Genomic DNA, 24,006 nt, shown 5'->3' with positions numbered 1-24,006 from the left:
GTATGCTCGCGCCATGGGGTTCCATCTCGTCCACGGCAACGATGCGGACGCGCTGCTCGCCGCGCTCGCCGGGCGCTTGCGCATGCCGCATCCGGCGGCGGCGCCGCTCGCGCCGGAGGTCGTGCTCGTGCCGCAGTTCGGCCTGCGCCGCTGGCTCGAGATCCGGCTTGCGGAAAAACTCGGCATCGTCGCCAACGTCGAGTTCGCCGCGCCTGCCGAATACGCGTGGCGTCTGCTGCGCGCGGCGAATCCCGGTCTTGCGCCGGCATCGGGCTACGAACGCGAAATCCTGCGCTGGCGCATCTTCGCGCTGCTGGCGCCGCTCGCGCGCGCGCCGGGCTTTGATGCGCTCGCCGCCGCGCTCGGCGACGGCGACCAGAGCACCCGCCTGCGCTTCGCCGATGCGCTCGCGCATGCGTACGAGCGCGATCTCGCCTACCGCAGCGATCGCCTCGCCGCGTGGGAGCGCGGCGCCGAGCGCGGCGACTGGCGCGCCGAGCTGTGGCGCCGGCTCGTGCGTGCGTCGACGCAGCCGCACCGCGCCGCGCTGCTCGCCGCGTGGTTGCGAAAGTACGGCGACGGGCCGGTCGTGCCGCCGGGGCTTCCGCCGCGCCTGTCCGCGTTCGCCTGCGCCAACATCTCGCCCGACCTGCTGCGCTTCTACGGCGCCGTCGCGCGGCATGCCGAGGTCGGTTTCTACCTGCCCAATCCGTGCCGCGAATACTGGGGCGACGTGCGCAGCGCGCGTCAGCAACTGCGCGACGGCGAGGCGTTCGACAGCGACGCCTTCGCCGACGCCGAGAATCCCGCGCTCGCCGCCTGGGGCCGCGCCGGCCGCGACCTGGTCGAGCGCCTGTTCTCGTACGAACTCGTGCAGCCCGAGGCGGAAGACGACCGTTCGCGCGAACCGCGCAACGCCACGCTGCTCGCGCGCGTGCAGCGAGACGTGCTCGACCGTCTGCCGCCGGCCGACGCCAGGCTCCGCGCCGACGGCTCGATCCAGTTCCACCGCTGCCACTCGCGCCTGCGCGAGGTGCAGGCGCTGCACGACCGCCTGCTCGACCTGTTCGCGCACGATCCGACGCTGACCCCGCGCGACGTCGCCGTGATGTCGCCCGAGATCGGCGCCTACGCGCCGCACATCGAATCGGTGTTCGGCGGCATCGCGCGCGACGATGCGCGCTACCTGCCGTTCGCGCTGTCCGACTGCCCCGTGCGCGAAACGCATCCGCTGATCGGCGTGGCCCTGCGCCTGGTCGCGTTGCCGACCTCGCGCCTGGAACTCGCCGAAATCGGCGAATGGCTCGCGCTGCCGGCGCTGCAGCGCCGCTTCGGCCTCGATGCGGACGAGGTGACGCGTCTCGTCGGCTGGCTGCGCGAGGCCGGCGTGCGCTGGGGCCTCGACGCCGCCCAACGCGCGGCGACCGGCGCGGGCGACTATGCCGAGTTCAGCTGGCGCTTCGGCCTCGAACGCCTGCTGCTCGGCTACGCGAGCGGCGCGGCCGGCCTGATCGAAGGCATCGCGCCCGATCCTGCGGTCGAAGGCACGAACGCGAACGTGCTCGGGGCGATGCTGCGCATCGTCGATGTGCTCGCGGCGCTGTTGCGCGCGCAGCGCCACGGGCATACGCCGCAACAATGGCAAGAACTGTACAACGATACTTTCTCGCAGTTGTTCGACGCCGGCGACGATCGTGATGCCGCACAGGCGCTGGAACGCCTGCGCGGCGCGCTCGCCGATTTCGCCGACGAAACCGCATCGGCCGGCGTGATCGACGCGATCGATTGGCGCTGCCTGCGCGACGAACTCGCCGCGCGCTTCGCCGAGCCCGAGCGCGCGTTCCGCTTCTTCGGCGGCGGCATCACCGTCTGCGGCATGGTGCCGCTGCGCGCGGTTCCGTTCCGCGTGATCTGCCTGATCGGCATGAACGAGAGCGCGTTCCCGCGCCGCGACCGGGCTTCGCCGTTCGACCGCGCCGGCGAGCGCCGCGTCGAACCGTCGATCCGCGACGAAGACCGCTACCTGTTCCTGCAGCAGTTGATGGCCGCGGGCGACGCATTCCACTTGAGCTGGGTCGGAGAGAACGCGCGCGACGGATCGCGCGAGGAACCCTCCGCGGTCGTCGCCGAGCTGCTCGGCATCCTCGCGCAGTACGGCGTCGATGAAGAAAACCTCGTCGTCGACCATCCGCTGCAGCCGTTCTCGCCGCGCCTGTTCGACGGCAACGATGCGCGGCTGTTCACCTACGACGACGCATGGCTTGGCACAAGCGCGGCGGCACACGTTGCACCGCCGCGCTTCATGGACGCGCCGACGCCTGTGGCGGACGCCGGGCCGCTGCGCCTCGACTGGCGCGAATGGCAGCGCTTCTGGCGCAATCCGGCCGCGGCGTATTTCCGGCACGCGCTCGGCATCGAGCTGGCGCGCGCGCCGCAGGCGCACGCCGACGCGGACGATCTCGTCCTTTCCCGCCTCGGCGAATACCGCGCGTTCGATGCCCTGTTCGATGCGCAGGAAAATTCCGATCCCGCGGCGCAATTCGAGTGGCTGCGCGCCAGCGCGGCGCTGCCTGCGGGCGCGGCCGGAGAACGCGCGTTCTCCGCTCTGCGGGCGCCGCTGTCCGCGCTTGCGGCGAAACGCGAGGAGATCGCCGGCATGCGTGCGGTCGTGCCGCCCGCGCCGTTCGAACTCGACTTCGGCGAACTCGCGCTCGACGGCCTGCTGCCCGCGCATCGCGACGGCCTACTCGTGCGCGCGCTGCCCGGCGAGGCGGGCGGTCATCGCCTGCTGCAGGCCTGGCTCGATTTCCTCCTGCTCGCGACACGGCGCGACGACGCCCGGCTCTTCGTGCTCGAATGGAAGGACGGTACGCCGCTCGTGCGCGAGGCCCGCGGCGTCGCGCACGTGCAGGCGCAGGCCTGGCTTCGCGATCTCGCGCTGCTGCACGCGCGGGGCCGGGACGCGCCGCTGCCGTTCTTCCCGAAATCCTCGTACGCCTACGCGCAGCGCCGCGCGAAGCGCGGCCGCGGCGACGATGACGACACCGCATGGACGCTGGCCGCGTTCAAGGTGGCGCAAGCCGCCTTCACGAGCGACGAGCGCCATCGCGGCGAAGACATCGATCCGGCATTCGCGCTCGCCGCGCGCGATATTTCTCCGTTCGATCCGGCAACGCGCGAAGGCCGCGACTTCGCCGACTGCGCGCAGCGCGTGTTCGCACCGTTGCTGGCAACGCTGAAGCCGCCGGCCGCGGGCGCAGACGAGGCGAAGACGAAGGCACCGAAAGCGCGCGCGAAACCGGGAAAGACGGAATGAGCGCGCCCGACCTCGCCCTGACGATGCCGCTGAGCGGCCTGCAGCTGATCGAGGCCAGCGCCGGCACGGGCAAGACCTTCACCCTGGCCGGGCTGTACCTTCGCCTCGTCGTCGAGCGGCGCCGCGCGGCAGGCGACATCCTCGCGGTCACCTTCACCGACGCGGCGACGCAGGAACTGAAGAGCCGCCTGCGCGCGCGGCTCGCGGCCTGCGCGGCGCTGCTCGATGCCGGCGCGCCGCTGATGGAGGAAGCAGGCGATGCCGTCGAAACGCGGCAGGCGAAGCGGCTCATCGATGCGGCGCTCGCGGGCGAAACACGCGATGCGCTGACGCGCCGCCTGCGTCTCGCCGCGCTCGACATCGATCATGCGCCGATCTCGACGATCCACGGTTTCTGCCGCCGCGCGCTGGCCGAATTCGGCGTTCTCGCCGGGCGCGCGCTGCAGGGCGACCTCGTCGCGAACGACCGCGACCTGATCGAGACCGCGGCGGCCGACTGTTGGCGCCGCGCGGCGACCGCCGCCGACCCGGCCGACTTCCTCGCGCTGCAGGCCGCGTTCAAGAAGCCGGAGGCGTTCGTGAAGACGCTCGCCGCGCTGGTCCCCGGCGCGCGCCGCCTGTTGCCCGCGGCGGACGCGGGCGACCGCGCGACCGCGCTGCTGCACGATGCGCTCGCACGCGTACGCATGCGCGTCGCCGAAGCCAAGCGCGCGGCCGCGCGCCACTCGCACGACGACGTGATCCGCGAATTGCACGACGCGCTCGCGGGCGGCGGCGGCGCGGCGCTCGCCGCGCGCCTGCATGCGCGCCACCCGGTCGCGCTGATCGACGAATTCCAGGACACCGACGCGCAGCAGTTCGCGATCTTCGATGCGATCTACGGCCAGCGCGGCGATCTCGTTCTGATCGGCGATCCGAAGCAGGCGATCTACGGCTTTCGCGGCGGCGACGTTCACACCTACCTGCGCGCCCGCGTCCGCGTCGCCGAAGTGCAGACGCTCGCGCGCAATTTCCGTTCCGCGCCCGCCTACCTGCACGCGCTCAACGCGCTGTACGCCGGCGCGGGCGAGCGCGCGTTCGCGCAGCCCGGCATCGGCTACCAGCCGCTGCTGCCGGGCGGCAAGGCGGCGGACGACGATCTCTTGATCGACGGCGTGCCGGCGACGCCGCTGACGTTCTGGCGCGACGAAGACGGCACGTTGCCTCGCGGCAGCAAGGAGAAGGCGACGCCGCAGCTCGCCGCGGCCTGCGCCTCGGCGATCTTCGACTTGCTCGCGCCGGAGCGCACGTGTTTGCGCGAGAAGCCCGGCGCATCGCACCGGGCGCTGATGCCGTCCGACATCGCCGTGCTGGTCGCCCTACACGACGAGGCGCTGGAAATCCAGAGAGCCCTGTCCGCGCGTGGAATTGCCAGCGCCAGCGTCACGCGCCGCAGCGTATTCGCCAGCGAGGAAGCGATCGAGCTGCACGCCCTGATCGACGCGCTCGCCGACTTCGACGAAGCGCGCCTGCGCGGCGTGTTGACGCTGCGACTGTTCGCTGCGACCGCGGCAGATTTCGCGCGCTACGCCGCCGAGCCGGTGCGTTGGAGTGCGCAGCTCGACATCTTCGCCGAGTGGCGCCGCGTCTGGTCCGCGCGCGGGGTCGCGGCGATGCTCGCGCTCGTGTTCGAAAAACACGCCGCCGCGCTGCTGCGCGCGCCGCAGGGCGAACGGCGCATGACCAACTGGCTGCAGCTCGCGGAGCTGGCGCAGGTCGCCGCGGGCGACTGCGTCGGCCTGCGCGGCCTGGTCGACTGGCTCGCATCGCGCATCGCGCATGCCGACCACGACAACGAGGATGAACAACTGCGCCTCGAGTCCGATGCGGGCCGGGTGAAAATCTATACTTTCCACAAAAGCAAGGGCCTGCAGTTCCCGGTCGTGTTCCTGCCGTTCGCCGGCCTCAGCCGCAGCGCGAGCAACCACTATCCGCGCGAATACCGCTATCGCGAGGACGACGGCGCCGCGGCCACCTGGATCGCGTTCGACAAGGCCGCGAACGAGACGTCCGAGGCGACCGCGGCGCGCGCTGCGGCCATGCGCGAGGATCTCGCCGAGCGCCTTCGCATCCTCTATGTCGCGCTGACGCGCGCCTGCTGCGCGGCTTTCGTCGCCGCCGATCCGGTCGGCAGCGGCGAGCCGTCGGCGCTGCTGCATCTGTTCGGCCTCGATGCAGCGAAGGCCGCGAAGAAAACCGGCGACGATGGCGATGCGGTCTCCGTGTGGCTTGCGCAGTGCCTGAGCGTGCTGCGCGCGGTGGGTGGTGGCGCGATCGGCGTCGCACCGCTGCCGGCGCAGGCGACGACGCGTCATGCCGCGGCGGATGCCGCCGACAGGCGCGGCGCTGCGCGCACGATGCCCCACGCCGTGCGCGACGATTGGCGCATCGTCAGCTATTCGCAGCTCGCTTCCGGCGCGCGTGACGAGGTGCGCGCCGATCGCGACGACGAGGCTGCGCCGTCGGCCGCCGTCGTCGCGGCCGGTGCCGCGCCGGCGACTCCGTCGTCCGCGCTGCGCGGCGCGCGCTTCGGCACGGCCTTCCACGAACTGATCGAAGTCGCCGACTTTGGCGCATGGCGCGACTGGCGCGGCCGCGGCGCACCGCCGGGCCAGGACGCGCTGGTCGAACGCATCGTGCGCCGCCACGCGCTCGCCGCCGAGGCGCCGGTCGCGAACGCCGTGCTCGCCGATCTCGTCGCGCGCACGCTCAACGCGCCGTTGCCGATCGACGCCGGTCGCGGCGCCCGCCTCGCCGATCTCGCGCCCGCCTCGTATCGCGCCGAAATGCCGTTCCATTTTTCCCTGGGCCAGGTCGACACGGCGCGCTGGCTCGCGCTGCTGCACGCCCACGGCTACGTGCGCGAGCGCAGGCGCTTCGATCTTGCGCGCATCGAAGGCCTGATGACCGGCGTGCTCGATCTGGTCGTGCTGCACGAAGGGCGCTGGTGGGTGATCGACTACAAGACGAATTTCCTCGGCGCGCCGGCGCCGGGCGCACCCGACGAAACGAACCCCTACGCGCCCGCGGCGCTCGCCGCGGCCGTGCGCGTCGGCGAATACGACCTGCAGTACCTGATCTACCTGACCGCGCTGCATCGCTGGCTCAAGTCGCGCGATCCGCGCTACGACTACGCGCGCGACGTCGGCGGTGCGCTGTATCTGTTCGTGCGCGGCCTCGATGCGCGCGGTGTCGACGGCGTGCACGCCGACAAGCCGCCGGCCGCGCTGATCGAGGCGCTCGACGCGATGCTTGGACCCGCGCGCGGAGCAGCGGCATGACGGCACAGATCGACCGGCTCGAAGCTTCTGGCATCCTGCGTACGACCGACGCCGCGCTCGGGCGCCTGCTCGCGCAAAAATCCGCGCGGCACGGCGATGCCGTCGGCCTCGCCGCCGCGCTCGCGAGCGCGGCGCTCGCGCACGGTCACGGCTGCCTGCCGCTGGCGGCGCTGCCCGGCTTCGTCGCCGAACTGGCCGAGGCTGCCGATGCGCGCGTGGCGGAGGAATTGCCATCCCCGCAAACCGTGCGCGCCGCGTTGCTCGCGTCGCCCTGGGTCGCGCGCGATGCCGCCACGCCCGCCGCGCTCGTGTTCGATGCGCACGAGCGCATCTACCTGCGCCGCTATTTCGTTTACGAGAATACCGTCGCGCAGTCTCTCGCCTCGCGGCTGGCGGATTCGAGTCTGGCCGACGCGCTGGCCCGCACCGATCCCGTCGCGCTGCGCGAGGCGCTGGCGCGGCAGTTCGCCGGCGACGAACGCGACGGGCGCCGCGCGGACCCCGACCAGCGCCGCGCCGTGCTGCTCGCGCTGCGCTCGCGCCTCGCCATCGTCAGCGGCGGCCCCGGCAGCGGCAAGACCACGACCGTGCTGCGCCTGCTCGCGCTCGTCGTCGAATGGGCACGAAGCGGCGGGCTGCCGGCGCCGCGCATCGCGCTCGCCGCGCCGACCGGCAAGGCCGCGGCGCGGCTCGGCGAAACCCTGCGCACGCGCAGCGGCGAGGACGCCGACGACGCGATTCCGCGCGCGGCGGTCACCGTCCACCGCCTGCTCGGCTTGTCGCCGCGCGACGGCCGCGCGCGCTTCGACCGCGCCAATCCGCTGCCGTTCGACCTCGTCGTGATCGACGAGGCCTCGATGCTCGACCTCGCGCTCGCCGCGCGCCTGTGCGAAGCGCTGGCGCCGCCGGCGCGGTTGATCCTGCTCGGCGACCGCGACCAGCTCGCCTCGGTCGAGGCCGGCCGCGTGTTCGGCGCGCTCAGCCATGCGGCGGCCGCCGCCGGCGGCTATTCGCCCGCGCTGGCGCAATGGCTGCAAAATATACTTCTGGACAAAGTCGACGTAGGGGCGCGATTCATCGCGCCCGCTGTTGCGTCCGCGGAAAGCGCCGGGCGCGATGAATCGCGCCCCTACGAAGACGGCGTGCCCGTACTCGCCGATGCTTATGTCGAACTGCGCGGCAACCATCGCTTCGGCGCGCGGAGCGCAATCGGCCGCCTTGCGCAGGCGCTGCGCGCGGGCGATGCGACCATGGCGCAAGCGGTGCTCGGCGAATCCGCCGCAGAGGCGCGCGCCGTGTCCGTCCCGTCCGCGGCGTTGCCGCAGCGCATCGTGCGCGACTTCGCGCCGCGCTACGCGGAGTTGGCGCAGGCGCAGGACGCGGCCGCGGCCTTCGCCGTCGCCGACCGTTTCCGCGTGCTCTGCGCGCTGCGCGAAGGTCCGTTCGGCAGCGTTGCGATCAATGCCGCGATCGAGCACGAGTTGCGCCGCCGCGGCGCCGGCGCCGACGCGCACGGCTGGTACGCGGGCCGCCTCGTCATCGTCGGCGGCAACGACTATCGTCTCGGCCTGTTCAACGGCGATATCGGCATCGCGCTGCGCAGCGGTGCCGGCGGCGCGCTCGAGGTCTGGTTCCGCAACGCCGACGGCGGACTGCGCGCGCTGCCGCCGCTCGTGCTCGGCGCGGTCGAGGCGGCCTGGGCGCTGACCGTGCACAAGGCGCAGGGCTCCGAGTTCGACGAAGTCGTCGTCGTTCTGCCCGACCGCGACGCGCGCGTGCTCACGCGCGAACTCGTCTATACCGCGGTCACGCGTGCGCGCAAAAAAGTGGAATTGTGGACCAGCGGAGAAGTGCTCGCACGGGCGCTCGCGCGCAGCACGCAGCGCTGGTCGGGACTGGCCGACGCGATCGCCGCGCGCTGATTCGGTTCGTCATACCGGCAGCGCCGTCGTCCTCTTCACCGTGCGCAGGGCCAGCGTCGACTGCACGCGCACGACGCCGGGCAGCTGGGTCAGGATTTCGGTATGGATGCGCTCGAAGTCGGCCGAGTCGGCGTAGACGACGCGCACCATGTAGTCGGCCGTGCCGGCGAGCAGACAGCACTCGGAGACTTCGGGATGTTCGTGGATCGCGGCCTCGAACGCGTCGAGCGCGGCGCGTCCCTGCTGATCGAGCGTGACGAGCACGAAGGCGGTGCCGGGCAGGCCCGCGGCCTTTTCGTCGAGCAGCATGACGTAGCGCGCGATGAGGCCGCGTTCCTCGAGCAGCTTGACCCGGCGCAGGCAGGCCGAGGGCGAGAGATTGATCTGTTGGGCCAGTTCGAGGTTGCTCAGGCGCCCGTCCTGCTGCAGCAGGCGCAGGATGGCGCGGTCGCGTTCGTCGAGCGGCGGAACGATCATTGGAATTTCATTCCAATAAATATTCTAATCACGGCCAATAATGCGACATTAAATGCCAAGTGCCAATGAATTTGGCGAAAACGTGCGCAATGCTTCGATCATACTGCGTGCCACGGCACGCCGGAAATCACCGGCGGCGGACTCATGGGAGGGTTCAGGCAATGCGTATCGGTGTACCCAAGGAAATCAAGAATCACGAATACCGCGTCGGCCTCGTGCCCTCGTCCGTGCAGGAGCTCGTGCACCACGGCCATCAGGTACTGGTGCAGGCCGGTGCCGGCGTCGGCGCGGGCCTGTCCGATGCCGATTACGTCGCCGCGGGTGCGACTATCGTCGACGGCGCCGACAAGGTCTTCGCCGACGCCGAAATGATCGTCAAGGTGAAGGAGCCGCTCGCCGAGGAGCGCAAGAAGCTGCGCCGCGGTCAGATTCTCTTCACCTACCTGCATCTCGCGCCCGACGAAGCGCAGACGCGCGACCTGATCGCCTCGGGCGCGATCTGCATCGCCTACGAAACCGTGACCGCGGCGAACGGCTCGCTGCCGCTGCTGACGCCGATGTCGGAAGTCGCGGGCCGCCTCGCGCCGCAGGTCGGCGCGCATTCGCTCGAGAAGGCGCAGGGCGGCCGCGGCGTGCTGCTCGGCGGCGTGCCCGGCGTGGCGGCGGCCGAAGTCGTCATCCTCGGCGGCGGCGTGTCGGGCACGCATGCGGCGACGATCGCGGTCGGCATGGGCGCCAAGGTCACCGTGGTCGACCGTTCCGCCGACGCGCTCAAGCGCATTGCCAGCCAGTTCGGCACTTCGATCTCGACCGTGTTCTCCACGCGCTCGGCGATCGAGGAACTCGTGCGCCGCGCCGACCTGCTGATCGGCACCGTGCTCGTTCCCGGCGCCGCCGCGCCGAAGCTGGTGACGCGCGACATGGTGCGCACGATGAAGCCGGGCTCGGTCATCGTCGACGTCGCCATCGACCAGGGCGGCTGCGTGGAAACCTCGCACGCGACGACGCACGCCGATCCGACCTACGTCGTCGACGGCGTCGTGCACTACTGCGTGGCGAACATGCCGGGCGCGGTCGCGCGCACCTCGACGTTCGCGCTCAACAACGTCACCCTGCCGTTCGCGCTGTCGCTGGCCAACAACGGCTGGAAGAAAGCGCTGGCGCAGGACGTGCACCTGCGCAACGGCCTCAACGTGTTCGAGGGCCAGGTGACCTGCGAACCGGTCGCGCAGGCGCACGGCTTGCCGTACGTGAAGGCGGAGACCGCGATCGGCATGTGAGGCTCATCGGCGGCTGCCGCGCGCCGTGCGCGCCAGCCGCCGGCTTCACTCGTGCGGCGACGGACGCGCCTGCGGAAACGCGACCACGTTGTCGCCGCCGGTCGGGCGCGGGCGCGGACCGCGCCAGAGCACGGGCACGTCGCGCGGCGCGGGCGGTTCCAGTTCGTCGTCGAACGGCGCGAGGCTTTCGTCGTCGTCGTCCCAGCTGTAGCGCTTGCGCGGCGGCAGCGGGTCGAGCCGGTAGAACGCGATCGCGGCGATCACGCCGGCGACCGCTCCGGCCAGGTGGTATTCGAACGAGACGTTCTCCTCGCGCGGCAGCACGGTCATCGCCATGCCGCCGTAGAGGAAGAACACGGCCAGCGCGATCGAGACGCCGAGACGGTCGCGGCGGAACAGGCCGATGAGGAACAGGAAGAACATCAGCCCGTGCACCACGCCGCTGATGCCGACGTGCAGCGACGGCCGTGCCCACAACCACACGCCGAGCCCCGAGGCGATCCAGATCAGCGGCAGCGCGTAGCGCGCCGCGCGCGGGTAGGCGTAGAGCAGGAACGCGGAAAGCAGCCCCAGCGGCAGCGTGTTCGACATCAGGTGCTCGAACGAGGCGTGCACGAACGGCGCGGTAAGGATGCCGATCAGCGCATGCGGATCGCGCGGGCGGATGCCGAGCGCGTCCATGTCCCAGCCGAGCGCGAACGCGGCGAGCCATACGGCCCAGATGCCGGCGACGAGCGCGAGCGCGCCGAGCACGGCGTAGCGCACGCGCGCGCGGTCGTTGCGCACGGTCGCGGCGCTGGCTTCGGTGGTGACGGGAGCGATGTCCATGCTCGAATCATGGGGACGCCGGCGGCGCACACAAGACGGCGCGACGTGTCAGCCTGGCCGCCTGTCGTTGCGACCCGCCGAAGCGGACGATGCGGACGCTGGTAGGGTGGAGGGCGGCGCGACCGCAGGCGCCGTCGAACCTGACGCATGCCGTATCATGTCGCGATGAATTCCCCGCACAACGCCAATCCGGTCGTCCATCTCAAGATCGAGCGCCGCTCCAACCATCCGTGGATTTTCCAGAAGATGGTCGAGAAGCCCGAGCCGAAACCGAAGCCCGGCACCGTGGTCGACGTCGTCGATCGCGACGGCGTGTTCGCCGGGCGCGGTTTCTACAACGGCCATTCGCGCATCGCGCTGCGCGTGCTCACGGCCGATCCCGACGAGGCCGTCGACGAGCATTTCTTCGCGCGCAAGATCTCGGATGCGGTCGCGCTGCGCCGCGAGGTGCTCAAGCTCGATGCGGCGACGGACGCATACCGGGTCGTCCATTCCGAAGGCGACGGACTCTCGGGCCTCGTCGTCGATCGCTTCGCCAACACGCTCGTCGTCGAATATTTCTCCGCCGGCATGTTCAAGCAGCGCGATCTGATCAAGCGCGTGCTGCTGCAGCACTTTCCGGAGGCGGAGATCTACGCCTTCGCCGAAGAGCACGTGCAGAAGCAGGAAAGCTTCGACTGGGCCGCGCCGCCGGCGCCGAAGCCGACGATCATTCACGAGCACGGCGTGCAGTTCCATGCCGCGCCGGGCAGCAAGCACAAGACCGGTTTCTTCGCCGACCAGCGCGACAACCGCCTGTTCCTGTCCGAGTTCTGCGCGGGCAAGCGCGTGCTCGACCTGTGCTGCAACTCGGGCGGCTTCGGCATCTACGCCAAGGCGCGCGGCGGCGCCGAGGAAGTCGTCGGCATCGATCTCGACGAGGACATCCTCGGCATCGCCGAGCAGAATGCGCGCCTGAACAAGGCGAAGGTGAAATTCACCCAGGCCGACGTCTTCGCCTGGCTGCGCGACACGGCGAGCAATCCGCAGAAGAAGTTCGACGTCGTCATTCTCGATCCGGCGAAGATGACGCGCGACCGCGAGCAGGTGATCCCGGCGCTGAAGAAATACCTCGACATGAACAAGCTCGCGCTCGGCGCGGTCAAGCCGGGCGGCATCTTTCTCACCTGCTCGTGCACGGGCCTGGTCGGCGAGGAACAGTTCCTCGACATGCTGCGCCGCGCGGCGTTCTACGCGAACCGCACGGTGCAGGTGATCAAGGTGTCGGGCGCGGGCCCGGATCATCCGTGGCAGGCGCACGTGCCGGAGTCGCGCTATCTCAAGGCAGCGTTTTGCCGAGTCGAATAACAAGGCGGGATTCCGATTCCATGGCCGGCGGAACTCCTGCTTTGCATCCGCATTCCGTGACGCTTGCAAATTCCCGCCCGCGGGGAAATCCAACGAGTTCGGGCCGATGGATGCCGGTTCTGTTTGCCGCGGGTTGTCTGTGTGCGGTTGCAGTCATGCGAAATGCTCGCGCTTCGGATACGGATGACGATCCTGTCTTGAAGGCGTGTCCGGCCGCAGTGGAGTTCTATCAAAAACGCGAAATGCTGGAAAAGCAGCGCGAAGCGGAACGGAAACCGGTGGTGTTGCCGAAACTCCGTGAGCAGTTGTTGGCTTGGGTAAAGCCCGATCAGGACGTGCGCAACGAGATGGTGTCCGCAGCCGCCTCCGATCCGGCAAAATTCAAGCGCCTCGCGAGCAGAATGCGGGCGGTGGACGAATCGAGTTATCGCCGCATCAAAGGCGTGATCGACGAGTACGGCTTCCCCACGGATACCATGGTCGGACGCGATGGCGCGGGTGCGGCGTTTCTTCTCGTGCAGCACCAGGACGCGCATCCGGAATTCCAGCAGTTCGTGCTTGACATCATGACGTCGTGGGTAAGGCGCGACGAAGTCGACCGGGAATCATTTGCACTGTTGACCGATCGCGTGCTGGTGGCGCAGAAAAAACCGCAGCGATACGGCTCGCAATTCCGCGGCACGAACGGAGGCGCGATGGAGATGCAGCCCGTCGAAGACCCCGAGCATCTCGATCAGCGGCGTGCGGAAGTCGGGCTGCCGCCGATGGCCGTATATCGTTGCATCATGGGGCAGATGTATCGCGCGGCCGTAAAGTGATTTTTCACTGAACGCGGTTCGCAGTAATACGGCGATCCTCGCCGCGCTTTTACGTTTTCTTTTCGTTCGCTCGGCTATACCGGAACCTCATACAGGTTCTGCGGGCACGCATGTCCGGAAGGGGCGCGTGCGTTTCTCACTTTGCGCGTCGCGACCTGGACTTTTCACACTCATGCGGGGGGATGAGCAAGGCGGGCTCGCGCTTGCGCATGTCTGCCGCAACCGCGAGGGACTGGCGTGGACTCGAGGAGCGGAAAAAGGAAGTTTGGCCGTTTGATCCTGCCCGCGATGAAGCGGCTCGGCCTACCGCTGCGCCCGGCATTGGCACCGCGCAAGGAAAGCAAACGCCGGGTGCGGGCGCGGCTCAGCGAAGCGCCACTGCGCGCGGAGCTGCTGACCTCGGAACAGATGGCCGAGCGCGGCCACGAACTCGCCGGCGAGCACGAATGGCGGCGCGGACGCCGCGGCGACACGCAATTGCTCGAACGCCTGCGCTACAACGAGACGCTGATCGACGACACCTGCCGCGCGCTCGCCGCGGCGAGCGCGGACAAGCACCGTATCACGCCGGCCGGCGAATGGCTGCTCGACAATCTTTACGTGATCCACGAACAGGTGCGCAAGGCGCGCGCGCACCTGCCGCGCGGCTACAGCGCGGAGCTGCCCGTGCTCACGCGCGGCGCGAGCGCGGACATGCCGCGCGTGTACGATCTCGCGCTCGACGCGATCTCGCACGGCGACGGCCGCGTCGATCAGGATGCGCTCGCGCGCTTCGTGCGCGCCTACCAGGAGCGTGCGCCGCTCAGCCTCGGCGAGCTGTGGGCGATCCCGATCATGCTGCGCGCCGCGTTGATCGAGAACCTCGGCCGCGCCGCCGCGCGCGTGCGGCGCGGCCTCGCGCACAGCCGCCTCGCCGCGCACTGGGCGCGGCTCATGCTCGAAACGGCGCGGCGCGATCCGAAAAGCTTGATCCTCGTCGTCGCCGACATGGCGCGCGCGGAACCGCCGCTGACCCAAGCCTTCGTCGCCGAGATGTCGCGGCGCCTGCATGGCGCGGGCCCCGCGCTCAACCTGCCGTTGTCGTGGATCGAACAGCGCCTGGCCGAGACCGGCCTGTCGATCGCGCAGCTCGTGCAGACCTCGCATCACGAACGCGCACTCGATCGCGTCACGATCGACAATTCGATCGCGAGCCTGCGCCTGCTCGACGCGCTCGACTGGCACGAATTCGTCGAGACGACGAGCGCGGTCGACCGCGTGCTCGCGAAGGATCCGGCCGGCGTTTACGCGCGCATGGACTTCGCCACGCGCGACGCCTATCGCCATGCGGTCGAACACGCCGCGCGCCGCGGCGGACTCGGCGAGCTCAACGTGGCGCAGACCGCGCTCGAACTCGCGCGCGCGGCCGCCGAGCACGCGCCGACGGCGGATCCGGCGCCGGCCGCGCACGTCGGCCATCACCTCGTCGGCCCCGGCCGCGGCCCGCTGCTGCGCCGCTGCGGCGCGGGCGTGTTCGCGGCCACGCTCGACGTGTGGCGCAGCGGCGGCCTGCCGTTCGGCGTCTATGTCCTCGTCATCGTCGCCGTCGGTCTCGCCGCCGCCGTGCCCGCGCTGCGTCCGCTGTGGACGTCGCCTCTGCCGCTCTGGCTGAGCGCGCTCGCGACGTTCTGCGGCGCGGTCGCGATCAGCCATCCCGTGGTCTGGCTCGTCGACCGCCTCGCCCTCGCCCTCGTTGGCCCACGCCCGCTGCCGCGCATGGACTTCCGCAACGGCATTCCGCGCGATGCGCGCACGCTCGTCGTCGTGCCGTGCCTGTTCGGCAGCGTCGAGGAAGCGCGCACGCTCGCCGACCAGCTCGAACTGCGCTATCTGGCCAATCGCGACGACGGCCTCGTGTTCGCCCTGCTCAGCGACTTTCCCGATGCGGACGAGGCGGAGCTGCCGCGCGACGCGGCGATCCTCGACGCCGCGGCCGAAGCGATCCAGGCGCTCAACCGACGGCATCCGAAAGCGCGCTTCGTGCTGCTGCAACGCCCGCGCGTCTGGAACGACCGCGAACGGCGCTGGATGGGCCGCGAGCGCAAGCGCGGCAAGCTCGCCGACCTCAACACGCTGTTGCGCAGCGGCGACGCGGCGGCCTTCTCATACATATCGGCTGCCGAAGGCGGACGACCGATGTCCCTCGCCCGCGCAGCGGGAGAGGGGGGGGCCATCGGCGGAGCCGATGGTGGGGTGAGGGCAGCTTGCGCTGCGCTAGCCGGCGTGCGCTACGTGATCACGCTCGACGTCGACACGCGCCTGCCGAGCGATGCCGCGCGCCGGCTCGTCGAAACGATGGCGCATCCGCTCAACCGCCCGCGCCTGCGCGCGGACGGGCGCAGCGTCGAATCGGGCTACACGATCCTGCAACCGCGCGTCGGCAACCTGCTGCCGCCCTCGGGCAGCACGCGCTACGCGGCGCTGTTCGGCGGCGACGCCGGGCTCGATCCGTACACGCAAGCCGTCTCGGATCTGTATCAGGACCTGTTCGGCGAAGGCTCGTTCATCGGCAAGGGCATCTACGACGTCGACGCGTTCGAGCGCGTGCTCGGCAACGCCGCGGCGGACGGTCCGGATCCGGTCGGTCGCTTTCCGGACAACCGCATTCTTTCGCACGATCTGCTCGAAGGCTGCTACGCGCGCGCCGGGCTGACCGCGGACATCGAGCTGTACGAGGAATATCCGCAGAGCTACCGCGTCGACGCGCAGCGCCGCGCGCGCTGGATCCGCGGCGACTGGCAGATCGCGGCGTGGCTGTTCCCCTCGGTGCCGATGGCGGCGGGCCGGCGCGAGCGCAATCCGCTGTCGTGGCTGTCGCGCTGGAAAATCTTCGACAACCTGCGCCGCAGCGTGCTGTCGCCGGCGTTGTTCGTTCTGCTGTTGCTCGCCTGGTTCGTGCTGCCGCAGCCCTTGCGCTGGACTGCGCTCGTGCTCGTCGCGGTGCTGCTGCCGGTCGCGGTCGACGCGGCGATCGCGTCGTGGGGTGCGCCGTCCGGCGGCATCGTCCGCCATCTCGGCGGCGTGCTGCGCGGCGCCGGCGCGGCCGCCGCGCGCGCCGCGTTCCGCCTGGTCTGCCTGCCTTACGAGGCGATGCAGAACGCGAGCATGATCGCGCGCACCGGCTGGCGCGTGCACGTGTCGAAGCGGCACCTGCTGCAATGGGTCGCGTCGAGCGTCGTCGCCGAGCACGCGCGCGGCGACTCGGCCGCGGCGGCGTGGCGGCAGTTCAAGACCGCGCCGCTGGCGGCGCTGGCCGTCGCGGCGGCGCTGCTCCTGCTGCGCGCGGACTTGTTCGCGCTCGCCGCGCCGTGGCTCGCCGCCTGGTTTTTCGCGCCGGCGCTGATCGCGTGGCTGGCGCGCGTGCCCGCGCACGAGGCGGATGCGCTCGATGCGCAGCAGACGCCGTTCGTGCGCCAGGCCGCTCGCCGCACCTGGGCGTGGTTCGAGCAGTTCGTCGGTGCCGACGACAACTGGCTGCCGCCGGATCACTTCCAGGAATATCCGTCGGTCAAGATCATGCACCGCACCTCGTCGACGAACATCGGCATGGGCCTGCTCGCCAACCTCGCCGCGCACGATCTCGGCTACGTCTCGCTGCGTGCCCTGCTCGCGGCGACGCGGCGCACGCTCGACACGCTGCACAAGCTCGAACGCTACCGCGGCCACCTCTACAACTGGTACGACACCGAAACGCTGCGGCCGCTGCAGCCGATGTACGTCTCGACGGTCGACAGCGGCAATTTCGTCGGCCACGTGCTGACCCTGCGCCAGGGCCTGTTCGAATGCCTTGCCGCGCCGATCGTCGGCGCACAGGCGTTCGCGGGGCTGGCCGACACGTTCGCCGTGCTGCGTGCGCTAAGCGCGCGCGACGCGCACGATCTCTGGCAGCCGTTCGCCGAGGCGCTCGCCGCCGCGCGACGCCTGCCGCCGGCGTTGCCGATCGCGCCGACCCGCGCCGCGCTGCGCGAACTGTTCCTGCGCGCGCAGGCGCTGCGCGCCGCGCTTGCGGACGGCGAACCGCTCGAGCGCGAATGGAGCGAGAAATTGCTTCGCCAGGCGGCGATGTGCGTGGCCGACGTCGAGGACTTCGTCGGCGACGTGTCGATTCCCGCCGCGGTCGCGCACGATGCCGGCGCGATCCATACCGAATCGCCGATGCCGAATCTCACCGCGCTCGCCGAGTCGAAATCGATCTCGGCCGCCGTCGGCGAACTCGCCCGCACCTGCGTGCAGGAGATCGAAGCGCTCGGCGCGCTGTGCGCCGATCTCGCGCGCGTGGAGTGGAATTTTCTCTACGATCCGGCACGCGAGCAGTTCGCGATCGGCTACAACGTTTCCGAGGGGCGCCGCGACGCGGGCTACTACGACCTGCTCGCCTCGGAGGCGCGTCTGGCCGTCTATCTCGCCGTCGCCCAGGGGCAGATTCCGCAGGACGGCTGGTTCGCGCTCGGCCGCGTGCAGACCCAGGTCGACGAAGGCCAGGTGCTGCTGTCGTGGAGCGGCTCGATGTTCGAATACCTGATGCCGCAGCTCGTCATGCCGGCATGGCCGGGCAGCCTGCTCGCCGAGTCGGCGCGCGTCGCGGTCGCGCGCCAGATCGCCTGGGGCCGCGAGCACGGTCTGCCGTGGGGCATCTCCGAGTCGGGCTATTTCCTCACCGACGCCGGGCAGAACTACCACTACCGCGCGTTCGGCGCGCCGGGCCTCGGCCTCGAACGCGGTTCGACCCAGAACCGCGTGATCGCGCCTTACGCGAGCGCGCTTGCGATCCTCGTCGCACCGAACGAGGCCGCGCGCAATCTCGCCGAGATCGCCGCGCACGGCTGGTGGACGCAGTACGGCTACTACGAGGCGATCGATTTCACGCCGGCGCATCTGCCCGAAGACGAGAGGGTCGGCGTCGTGCGCGAGTACATGGCGCACCATCAGGGCATGAGCCTCGTGGCGTTCGGCGAATGTCTCAACGGCGCGCCGATGCAGCGCCGCTTCGCCGCGGACGCCGAACTTGCCGCCGCGCTGCTGCTGCTGCAGGAGCGCGTGCCGCGCGACGTTCCCCTCGCTCCCGCGGCGCCGCCGGCGCTCGATGCGCGCGTCGAGGAGGAGGCCGCGCCGACGCCGCAGCGCCGCTACATCCAGGCCGACACGCCGCGGCCGGCGGTGCAGTTGCTGAGCAACGGCAATTACCATCTGATGCTGACGCAGAGCGGCGCGGGCTACAGCCGCTGGCGCGGCCTCGACCTCACGCGCTGGCGGGAGGACCCGACTCGCGACGCCTGGGGCACGTTCGTCCATATCCGCGACGTCGACGGCGGCAAGGTCTGGAGCACCTGCGCGGCCGTCGCCGCGGACCGCGCCGAGGCCTGCGAAATCGTGTTCGACGATGCGCGCATCGAGCAGCGCCTGACGCTCGACAAGCTCGAAGCGCGCGTGCAGGTCGTGGTTTCGCCCGAGGACGACATCGAACTGCGCCGCCTGCGCCTGACCAACCGCGCGCGCGGCGCGCGCGTCCTCGAGTTGACCAGCTACGCCGAGGTCGTGCTCAACGCCGGCGCGGCCGACGCGCTGCATCCGGCGTTCAACAACCTCTTCGTGCAGACCGAGATCCTGCGCGCGCATCCGGCCATCCTCGCCACGCGCCGCCCGCGCCTGGCGAGCGACATGCAGCCCTGGCTCATGCACTTGTTCTGCGTCCGCGAGGAGAGCGGGCGGGCGAATGCGCCGGCGGAGACTTCGTTCGAGACCGACCGCATGCGCTTCCTCGGCCGCGGCAACGGCGCGCATGCCGCCGCGGCGTTGCGCCGCGCCGGCGCGCTGTCGAACACGGCCGGCGACGTGCTCGATCCGATCGTCGCGATCCGCCAGCGCGTCAGCGTGCCGGCCGAGGGCAGCGTCGTCATCGATCTCGTCACCGGCGCCGGCGGCAGCCGCGAGGCCGTGCTGGCGCTCGCCGACAAGTACCGTGACCGTGCGTTCGCCGACCGCGCGCTCGCGATCGCGACGACGCACAACCGCATGGCGCTCGGCCAGATCAACGTCAGCGAAAGCGAGGCCCAGCTCTACTCGCGCCTGGCCTCGGCGATGCTCTACGCCGATCCCGCGCGTCGCGCGTCGGCCGAAGTGGTCGCGAACAACCGCCTCAGCCAGAGCGGCCTGTGGGCGCACGGCATCTCGGGCGACCTGCCGATCGCGCTCGTGCTGGCCGAGGACGTCGACACGCTCGCGCTCGTGCGCGCGGCCGTGGCCGCGCAACGCTACTGCGCCACCAAGGGACTGCGCTTCGATCTCGTCGTGCTCAACGAGGAGCGCGGCGGCTACCGGCAGGAAGTCAACGATGCGATCTACTCCGCGGTGACGGCGGCGGGCGAGGGCACGGCGATCGACCGGCCCGGCGGCGGCGTGTTCATCCGTTCGAGCGCGCAGATCCCGCACGAGGATCGCGTGCAGCTGCTCGCGGTCGCGCGCGTCGTGCTGTCCGATCGCGCGGGCGGTTTCGCCGAACAGCTCAAGGAAGCGAAAGCCGCGGCGAACGAAATCGCGGTGCCGAAATTCGCCGCGACGCGGCGCAACACCGGCACCGACGCACGTCAGGTATCGATACCGAAACTCGCGATGTTCAACGGCCACGGCGGCTTCGCGCGCGACGGGCGCGAGTACGTGGTCGTGTGCGACGCGGCGCGGCGCACGCCGCTGCCGTGGGCGAACGTGCTCGCCAATCCGCAGTTCGGCAGCGTCGTCACCGAGTCGGGCGGCGGCTACACGTTCTTCGACAACGCGCACGAGTACCGGCTCACGCCGTGGTCGAACGATGCGGTCGCCGACGCGAGCGGCGAGGCGTTCTACCTGCGCGACGAGGAAACCGGCGCGTTCTGGTCGTCGACGCCGCTGCCGGCCGGCGGCCGCGGCCGCTACCTGGTCCGCCACGGCTTCGGCTACACCCAGTTCGAGCACGTCGAGGACGGCATTGCCAGCGAGCTGCGCATGCACGTGGACGCCGAGGCCGCGGTGAAATTTTTCGTCCTGCGCCTGCGCAACGATTCCGGCCGCGCGCGCAGGCTGTCGGTCACCGGCTATGTCGAATGGGTGCTCGGCGACCTGCCCGCGCGCACCGCGCAGCACGTGACGAGCTGGCTCGACGGCAGCGGCGCGCTGCTCGCGCGCAACACCTGGAACGCGGAATTCGCCGACCACATCGCCTTCTTCGACGCCGAACACGCGCAGCGCACGGTGACCTGCGACCGCAGCGAATTCATCGGCCGCAACGGCAGCCTCGACTCGCCCGCGGCGATGCGGCGCGCGAATCTGTCCGGCCGGGTCGGCGCCGGCCTCGATCCGTGCGCGGCGATCCAGGTGCCGCTCGAACTGGCCGACGGCGAAGCGTGCGAAGTGATTTTCCGCCTCGGCGCGGCGCGCAGTGCCGAGGAAGCGGAAGAGACGGTCGCGCGCCTGCGCCGTTCCGGTTCTGCGCGCGCCTCGTTCGAGGGCGTCGCCGCGCTCTGGCAGCGCCTGCTCGGCAACGTCGTCGTCACCACGCCCGACCCCAGCCTCAACCTGCTCGCGAATTGGCTTCCTTACCAGACGATCGCCTGCCGCTTGTGGGCGCGCAGCGGCTTCCACCAGTCCGGCGGCGCGTTCGGCTTCCGAGACCAGTTGCAGGACGCGATGGCGCTCGTCCACGCCGATCCCACACTGCTGCGCGAGCAAATCCTGCTCGCCGCGCAGCGCCAGTTCCGCGAAGGCGACGTGCAGCACTGGTGGCATCCGCCCGGCGGCCGCGGCGTCAGGACGATGTGTTCGGACGACTACCTCTGGCTGCCGCTCGCGGTCGCGCGCTACGTGCGCGCGACCGGCGACCACGGCGTGCTCGGCGAACGCAGCCACTACCTCGAGGCGCGGCCGCTCAATGCGGGCGAGGAATCGTATTACGACCTGCCGCTGCGCTCGAACGAGATGTCCGATCTCTACCAGCACTGCGTGCGCGCGATCGAGCATGCGCTGAACGACGGCATCAGGGACACCGCGCACGGCCTGCCGCGCATCGGCAGCGGCGACTGGAACGACGGCTTCAGCGCGGTTGGTATCGCGGGGCGCGGCGAAAGCGTCTGGCTCGGTTTCTTCTTGCACCACGTGTTGATGGAATTCCGCGACGTCGCCGACCTGCGCGGCGACGATCTGTTCGCCGCGCGCTGCGAACGCCACGCGCGCGAATTGCAGGCCAATCTCGAACGCCACGCCTGGGATGGCGGTTGGTACCGCCGCGCCTGGTTCGACGACGGTACACCACTGGGCTCGAAGGACGGCGTGCAATGCCGCATCGATTCGATCGCGCAGAGCTGGACGGTGCTGTCGGGCGCGGGCGATCCGGCGCGGACGGCAGCGGCGCTCGACGCGCTCGATGCGCAGCTCGTCGACGAGGATGCCAGGCTTGTTCGTCTGCTCGATCCACCCTTCGACAGATCGGCCGTGCGCGAGCCCTCTCCCCCGAACGCTTCTGTCGGGGGAGAGGGAGCCGGGATGCCCGAGCCGGGCTATATCGCCGGCTATCTCCCCGGCGTGCGCGAGAACGGCGGCCAGTACACGCACGCGGCGGTCTGGGCGGCGATGGCCTTCGCGCAAGGCGGCCGCGTCGAGCGCGCCTGGCAGCTGTTCGACCTGATCAATCCGCTCAACCACACGGTCGACGAAAAAAGTACAGAAATATACAAAGGCGAACCCTATGTCGTCGCCGGCGACGTCTACGCCAATCCCGCGCATCGCGGCCGCGCCGGCTGGACCTGGTACACCGGCTCGGCCGGCTGGATGTACCGCCTGCTGCTCGAAACCCTCCTCGGCCTTACGCGCGAGGGCGCGCGCCTGCGCATCGCGCCGCGCCTGCCGGCGGCGTGGCCGGGCGCCGACGTCGCCTATCGCCACGGCGATGCGACGTATGCGATCCATATCGCGCGCGACGCGACGCGGCCGCCCGGCACCGTGGTGCTCGACGGCGTCGCGCAGGCCGACGATTCGATCGTCCTCGACGCCGCCGCCGGCGTGCATCGCGTCGAGGTGTATCTCGCGTAGGCCGCCGCTGCGGCCGGCCGCTGCGTTCAATACAGCGAAAATCCGATCGGCACCTGGAACTCCGCCTCGGCCTCGCGCCACGCGGCGGGGAACGGCGGGAACGGCGCCGCGAGCACGACCATGCGCGACACTTCCGCATCGAGGTCGTCGTGGCCCGAACCGCGCGCGATCCGCCACGACAGCACGCGGCCGCCACGATCGAGGCGGAAGGCGAGCAAGACGACGCCCTCTTCGCGCCGCGCGGCGGCGAGCGCGGGATACTGCTTCACCTCGGCAAGGCGCATCGCGAGCAGGCGCAGATAGTCGGACGCGCTGTCGCTCGCGCGATTGTCCGGCGCCTCGGCGCGATGCGGCAGCACGGGCACTGTCGGCGTCGTCGCCGCCGGTTTTGCGATCACGCGCATCGGGACCTGGACGGCGCTCGGGGCGGAAGCGATTCGCGTGCGGGAAGCGGAACGCGCCGCCGGCTCCGCGTCGGCGTGCACGGGTTCGCTGCCGCGCGCGTGGATTTCCTTGGGCGTGGAGGGCGACGCGACGGCGCCGGCACGCGCCGCCGGCGGCGGTGCGGGCGGCGCCATCGGTTGCGCCGGCATCAGGCGCACGGAGACGACCATCGCGCGCGCGGATTCGGCCGCCGGGCGCTCCAGGTCGAACAGCGCGAGAAAAACCAGACCGTGCAGCAGCAGCGACAGAACGAACGCGACCGCCATCTCCGAACGCGGCGCGTCGCGATGGCGCGGATGCCGGCGAACGAACGCATCCGGCAAGCCGGCGGCGACGGGAGCGATGGCCGAATTTCGCATCACGACAACGGGAAGGCACGACGAAGGATGGGCGAAACCAGTTCCATTCATATGCCATCCCGGCTTTACGTTTCAATAACGCCGCGCAGGCTCCTTGGCCGCGGCGATCGCGCTACACTGCGCGCCCCTCTTTGCGTGCGACGATGCCGAAATGAAAAAGAAAGCGCCCAAGTCTCCGCCTGTCACCCAGACCCAGGCCGAGGATGCCGTGCGCACGCTGCTGCGCTGGGCCGGCGACGATCCCGCGCGCGAAGGCCTGATCGACACGCCCAAGCGCGTGGTCAACGCCTACCGGGACTGGTTCTCCGGCTACGCCGACGATCCGGCCGAGGAACTGCGCCGCACGTTCGAGGAAGTCGCCGGCTACGACGAGATGGTCGTGCTGCGCGACATCGAGTTCGCCTCGCACTGTGAGCACCACATGGCGCCGATCATCGGCCGCGCGCACGTCGGCTACCTGCCGACCAGCCGCGTCGTCGGCATCTCCAAGCTCGCGCGCGTGGTCGAGATCTTCGCCCGCCGCCTGCAGGTGCAGGAGAAGCTGACCTCGCAGATCGCGCACTGCATCGAGGACGTGCTCAAGCCGCGCGGCGTCGGCGTCGTCATCGATGCCTCGCATGAATGCATGACGACGCGAGGCGTGAACAAGACCGGCGTGTCGATGATTTCCAGCCAGATGCTTGGCACGTTCCGCACCGATGCGCGCACGCGCGGAGAGTTCCTGCGCTTCATCGACATCGATGCGGGGCGCAGGAAGTAGTCGCCGCGCGTTCACCGAAAAGACATTCGCCTCAGGATG

Annotated in this window: 11 protein-coding genes; 8 read left to right on the top strand and 3 right to left on the bottom strand. The window is 70.4% G+C overall.

The window, feature by feature from the left end:
• The first annotated feature begins 13 nt into the window (after positions 1 to 13).
• The 3 genes from recC to recD are packed head-to-tail and all read left to right on the top strand — an operon-like array spanning position 14 to position 8,558.
• A complete protein-coding gene (gene recC, locus QM741_RS05060; protein WP_415206643.1) occupies positions 14 to 3,316 on the top strand; it encodes an exodeoxyribonuclease V subunit gamma in 3,303 nt (1,100 codons plus the stop codon).
• Entirely contained in the window at positions 3,313 to 6,636 is a 3,324-nt protein-coding gene (locus QM741_RS05055) for a UvrD-helicase domain-containing protein (protein ID WP_415206642.1), read from the top strand. Before recC ends, QM741_RS05055 begins: the two co-directional genes overlap by 4 nt.
• Positions 6,633 to 8,558 carry an exodeoxyribonuclease V subunit alpha gene (gene recD, locus QM741_RS05050; protein ID WP_415206641.1) on the top strand — a complete coding sequence of 642 codons (1,926 nt, stop codon included), beginning with the start codon at positions 6,633 to 6,635 and terminating at the stop codon, positions 8,556 to 8,558. Before QM741_RS05055 ends, recD begins: the two co-directional genes overlap by 4 nt.
• Before the next feature lie 9 nt (positions 8,559 to 8,567).
• On the opposite strand, the gene QM741_RS05045 is transcribed toward recD, so the two are convergent.
• Positions 8,568 to 9,035, bottom strand: coding sequence for an Lrp/AsnC family transcriptional regulator (locus QM741_RS05045; RefSeq protein WP_415206640.1), 468 nt, complete (start codon positions 9,033 to 9,035; stop codon positions 8,568 to 8,570).
• 161 nt (positions 9,036 to 9,196) lie between these two features.
• On the opposite strand from QM741_RS05045, the gene ald reads away from it, so the two are divergent.
• Positions 9,197 to 10,315, top strand: a complete 1,119-nt coding sequence (gene ald, locus QM741_RS05040; protein WP_415206639.1) for an alanine dehydrogenase — start codon at positions 9,197 to 9,199, stop codon at positions 10,313 to 10,315.
• A 45-nt stretch (positions 10,316 to 10,360) separates the two neighbouring features.
• On the opposite strand, the gene QM741_RS05035 is transcribed toward ald, so the two are convergent.
• Positions 10,361 to 11,143: a rhomboid family intramembrane serine protease gene (locus QM741_RS05035; RefSeq protein WP_415206638.1), complete on the bottom strand. Its 783-nt coding sequence runs from the start codon at positions 11,141 to 11,143 to the stop codon at positions 10,361 to 10,363.
• A 165-nt stretch (positions 11,144 to 11,308) separates the two neighbouring features.
• Here QM741_RS05035 and QM741_RS05030 point away from each other — a divergent pair, with 165 nt between their 5' ends.
• From QM741_RS05030 to QM741_RS05020, 3 genes are all read left to right on the top strand, one after another.
• On the top strand, positions 11,309 to 12,490 hold the full coding sequence (locus QM741_RS05030; RefSeq protein WP_415206637.1) for a class I SAM-dependent rRNA methyltransferase: 1,182 nt from the start codon (positions 11,309 to 11,311) through the stop codon (positions 12,488 to 12,490).
• 155 nt (positions 12,491 to 12,645) lie between these two features.
• Positions 12,646 to 13,308 (top strand): DUF6624 domain-containing protein, encoded by a 663-nt coding sequence (locus QM741_RS05025; RefSeq protein WP_415206636.1) that lies wholly within the window; start codon positions 12,646 to 12,648, stop codon positions 13,306 to 13,308.
• A 273-nt stretch (positions 13,309 to 13,581) separates the two neighbouring features.
• A complete protein-coding gene (locus QM741_RS05020) occupies positions 13,582 to 22,404 on the top strand; it encodes a GH36-type glycosyl hydrolase domain-containing protein (protein WP_415206635.1) in 8,823 nt (2,940 codons plus the stop codon).
• A 26-nt stretch (positions 22,405 to 22,430) separates the two neighbouring features.
• Here the strand turns inward: QM741_RS05020 and QM741_RS05015 are convergent, their stop codons facing one another.
• Positions 22,431 to 23,207, bottom strand: coding sequence for a TonB family protein (locus QM741_RS05015; protein ID WP_415206634.1), 777 nt, complete (start codon positions 23,205 to 23,207; stop codon positions 22,431 to 22,433).
• Positions 23,208 to 23,358: 151 nt separating this feature from the next.
• On the opposite strand from QM741_RS05015, the gene folE reads away from it, so the two are divergent.
• Positions 23,359 to 23,967: a GTP cyclohydrolase I FolE gene (gene folE / locus QM741_RS05010; RefSeq protein ID WP_415206633.1), complete on the top strand. Its 609-nt coding sequence runs from the start codon at positions 23,359 to 23,361 to the stop codon at positions 23,965 to 23,967.
• The last annotated feature ends 39 nt before the right edge of the window (positions 23,968 to 24,006 follow it).

The sequence above is a fragment of the Rudaea sp. genome (assembly GCF_047601565.1).
Classification (GTDB): domain Bacteria; phylum Pseudomonadota; class Gammaproteobacteria; order Xanthomonadales; family Rhodanobacteraceae; genus Rudaea.
The sequence above is the reverse complement of the archived record's forward strand: the minus strand, read 5'-3'. Positions and strand labels throughout refer to the sequence as shown.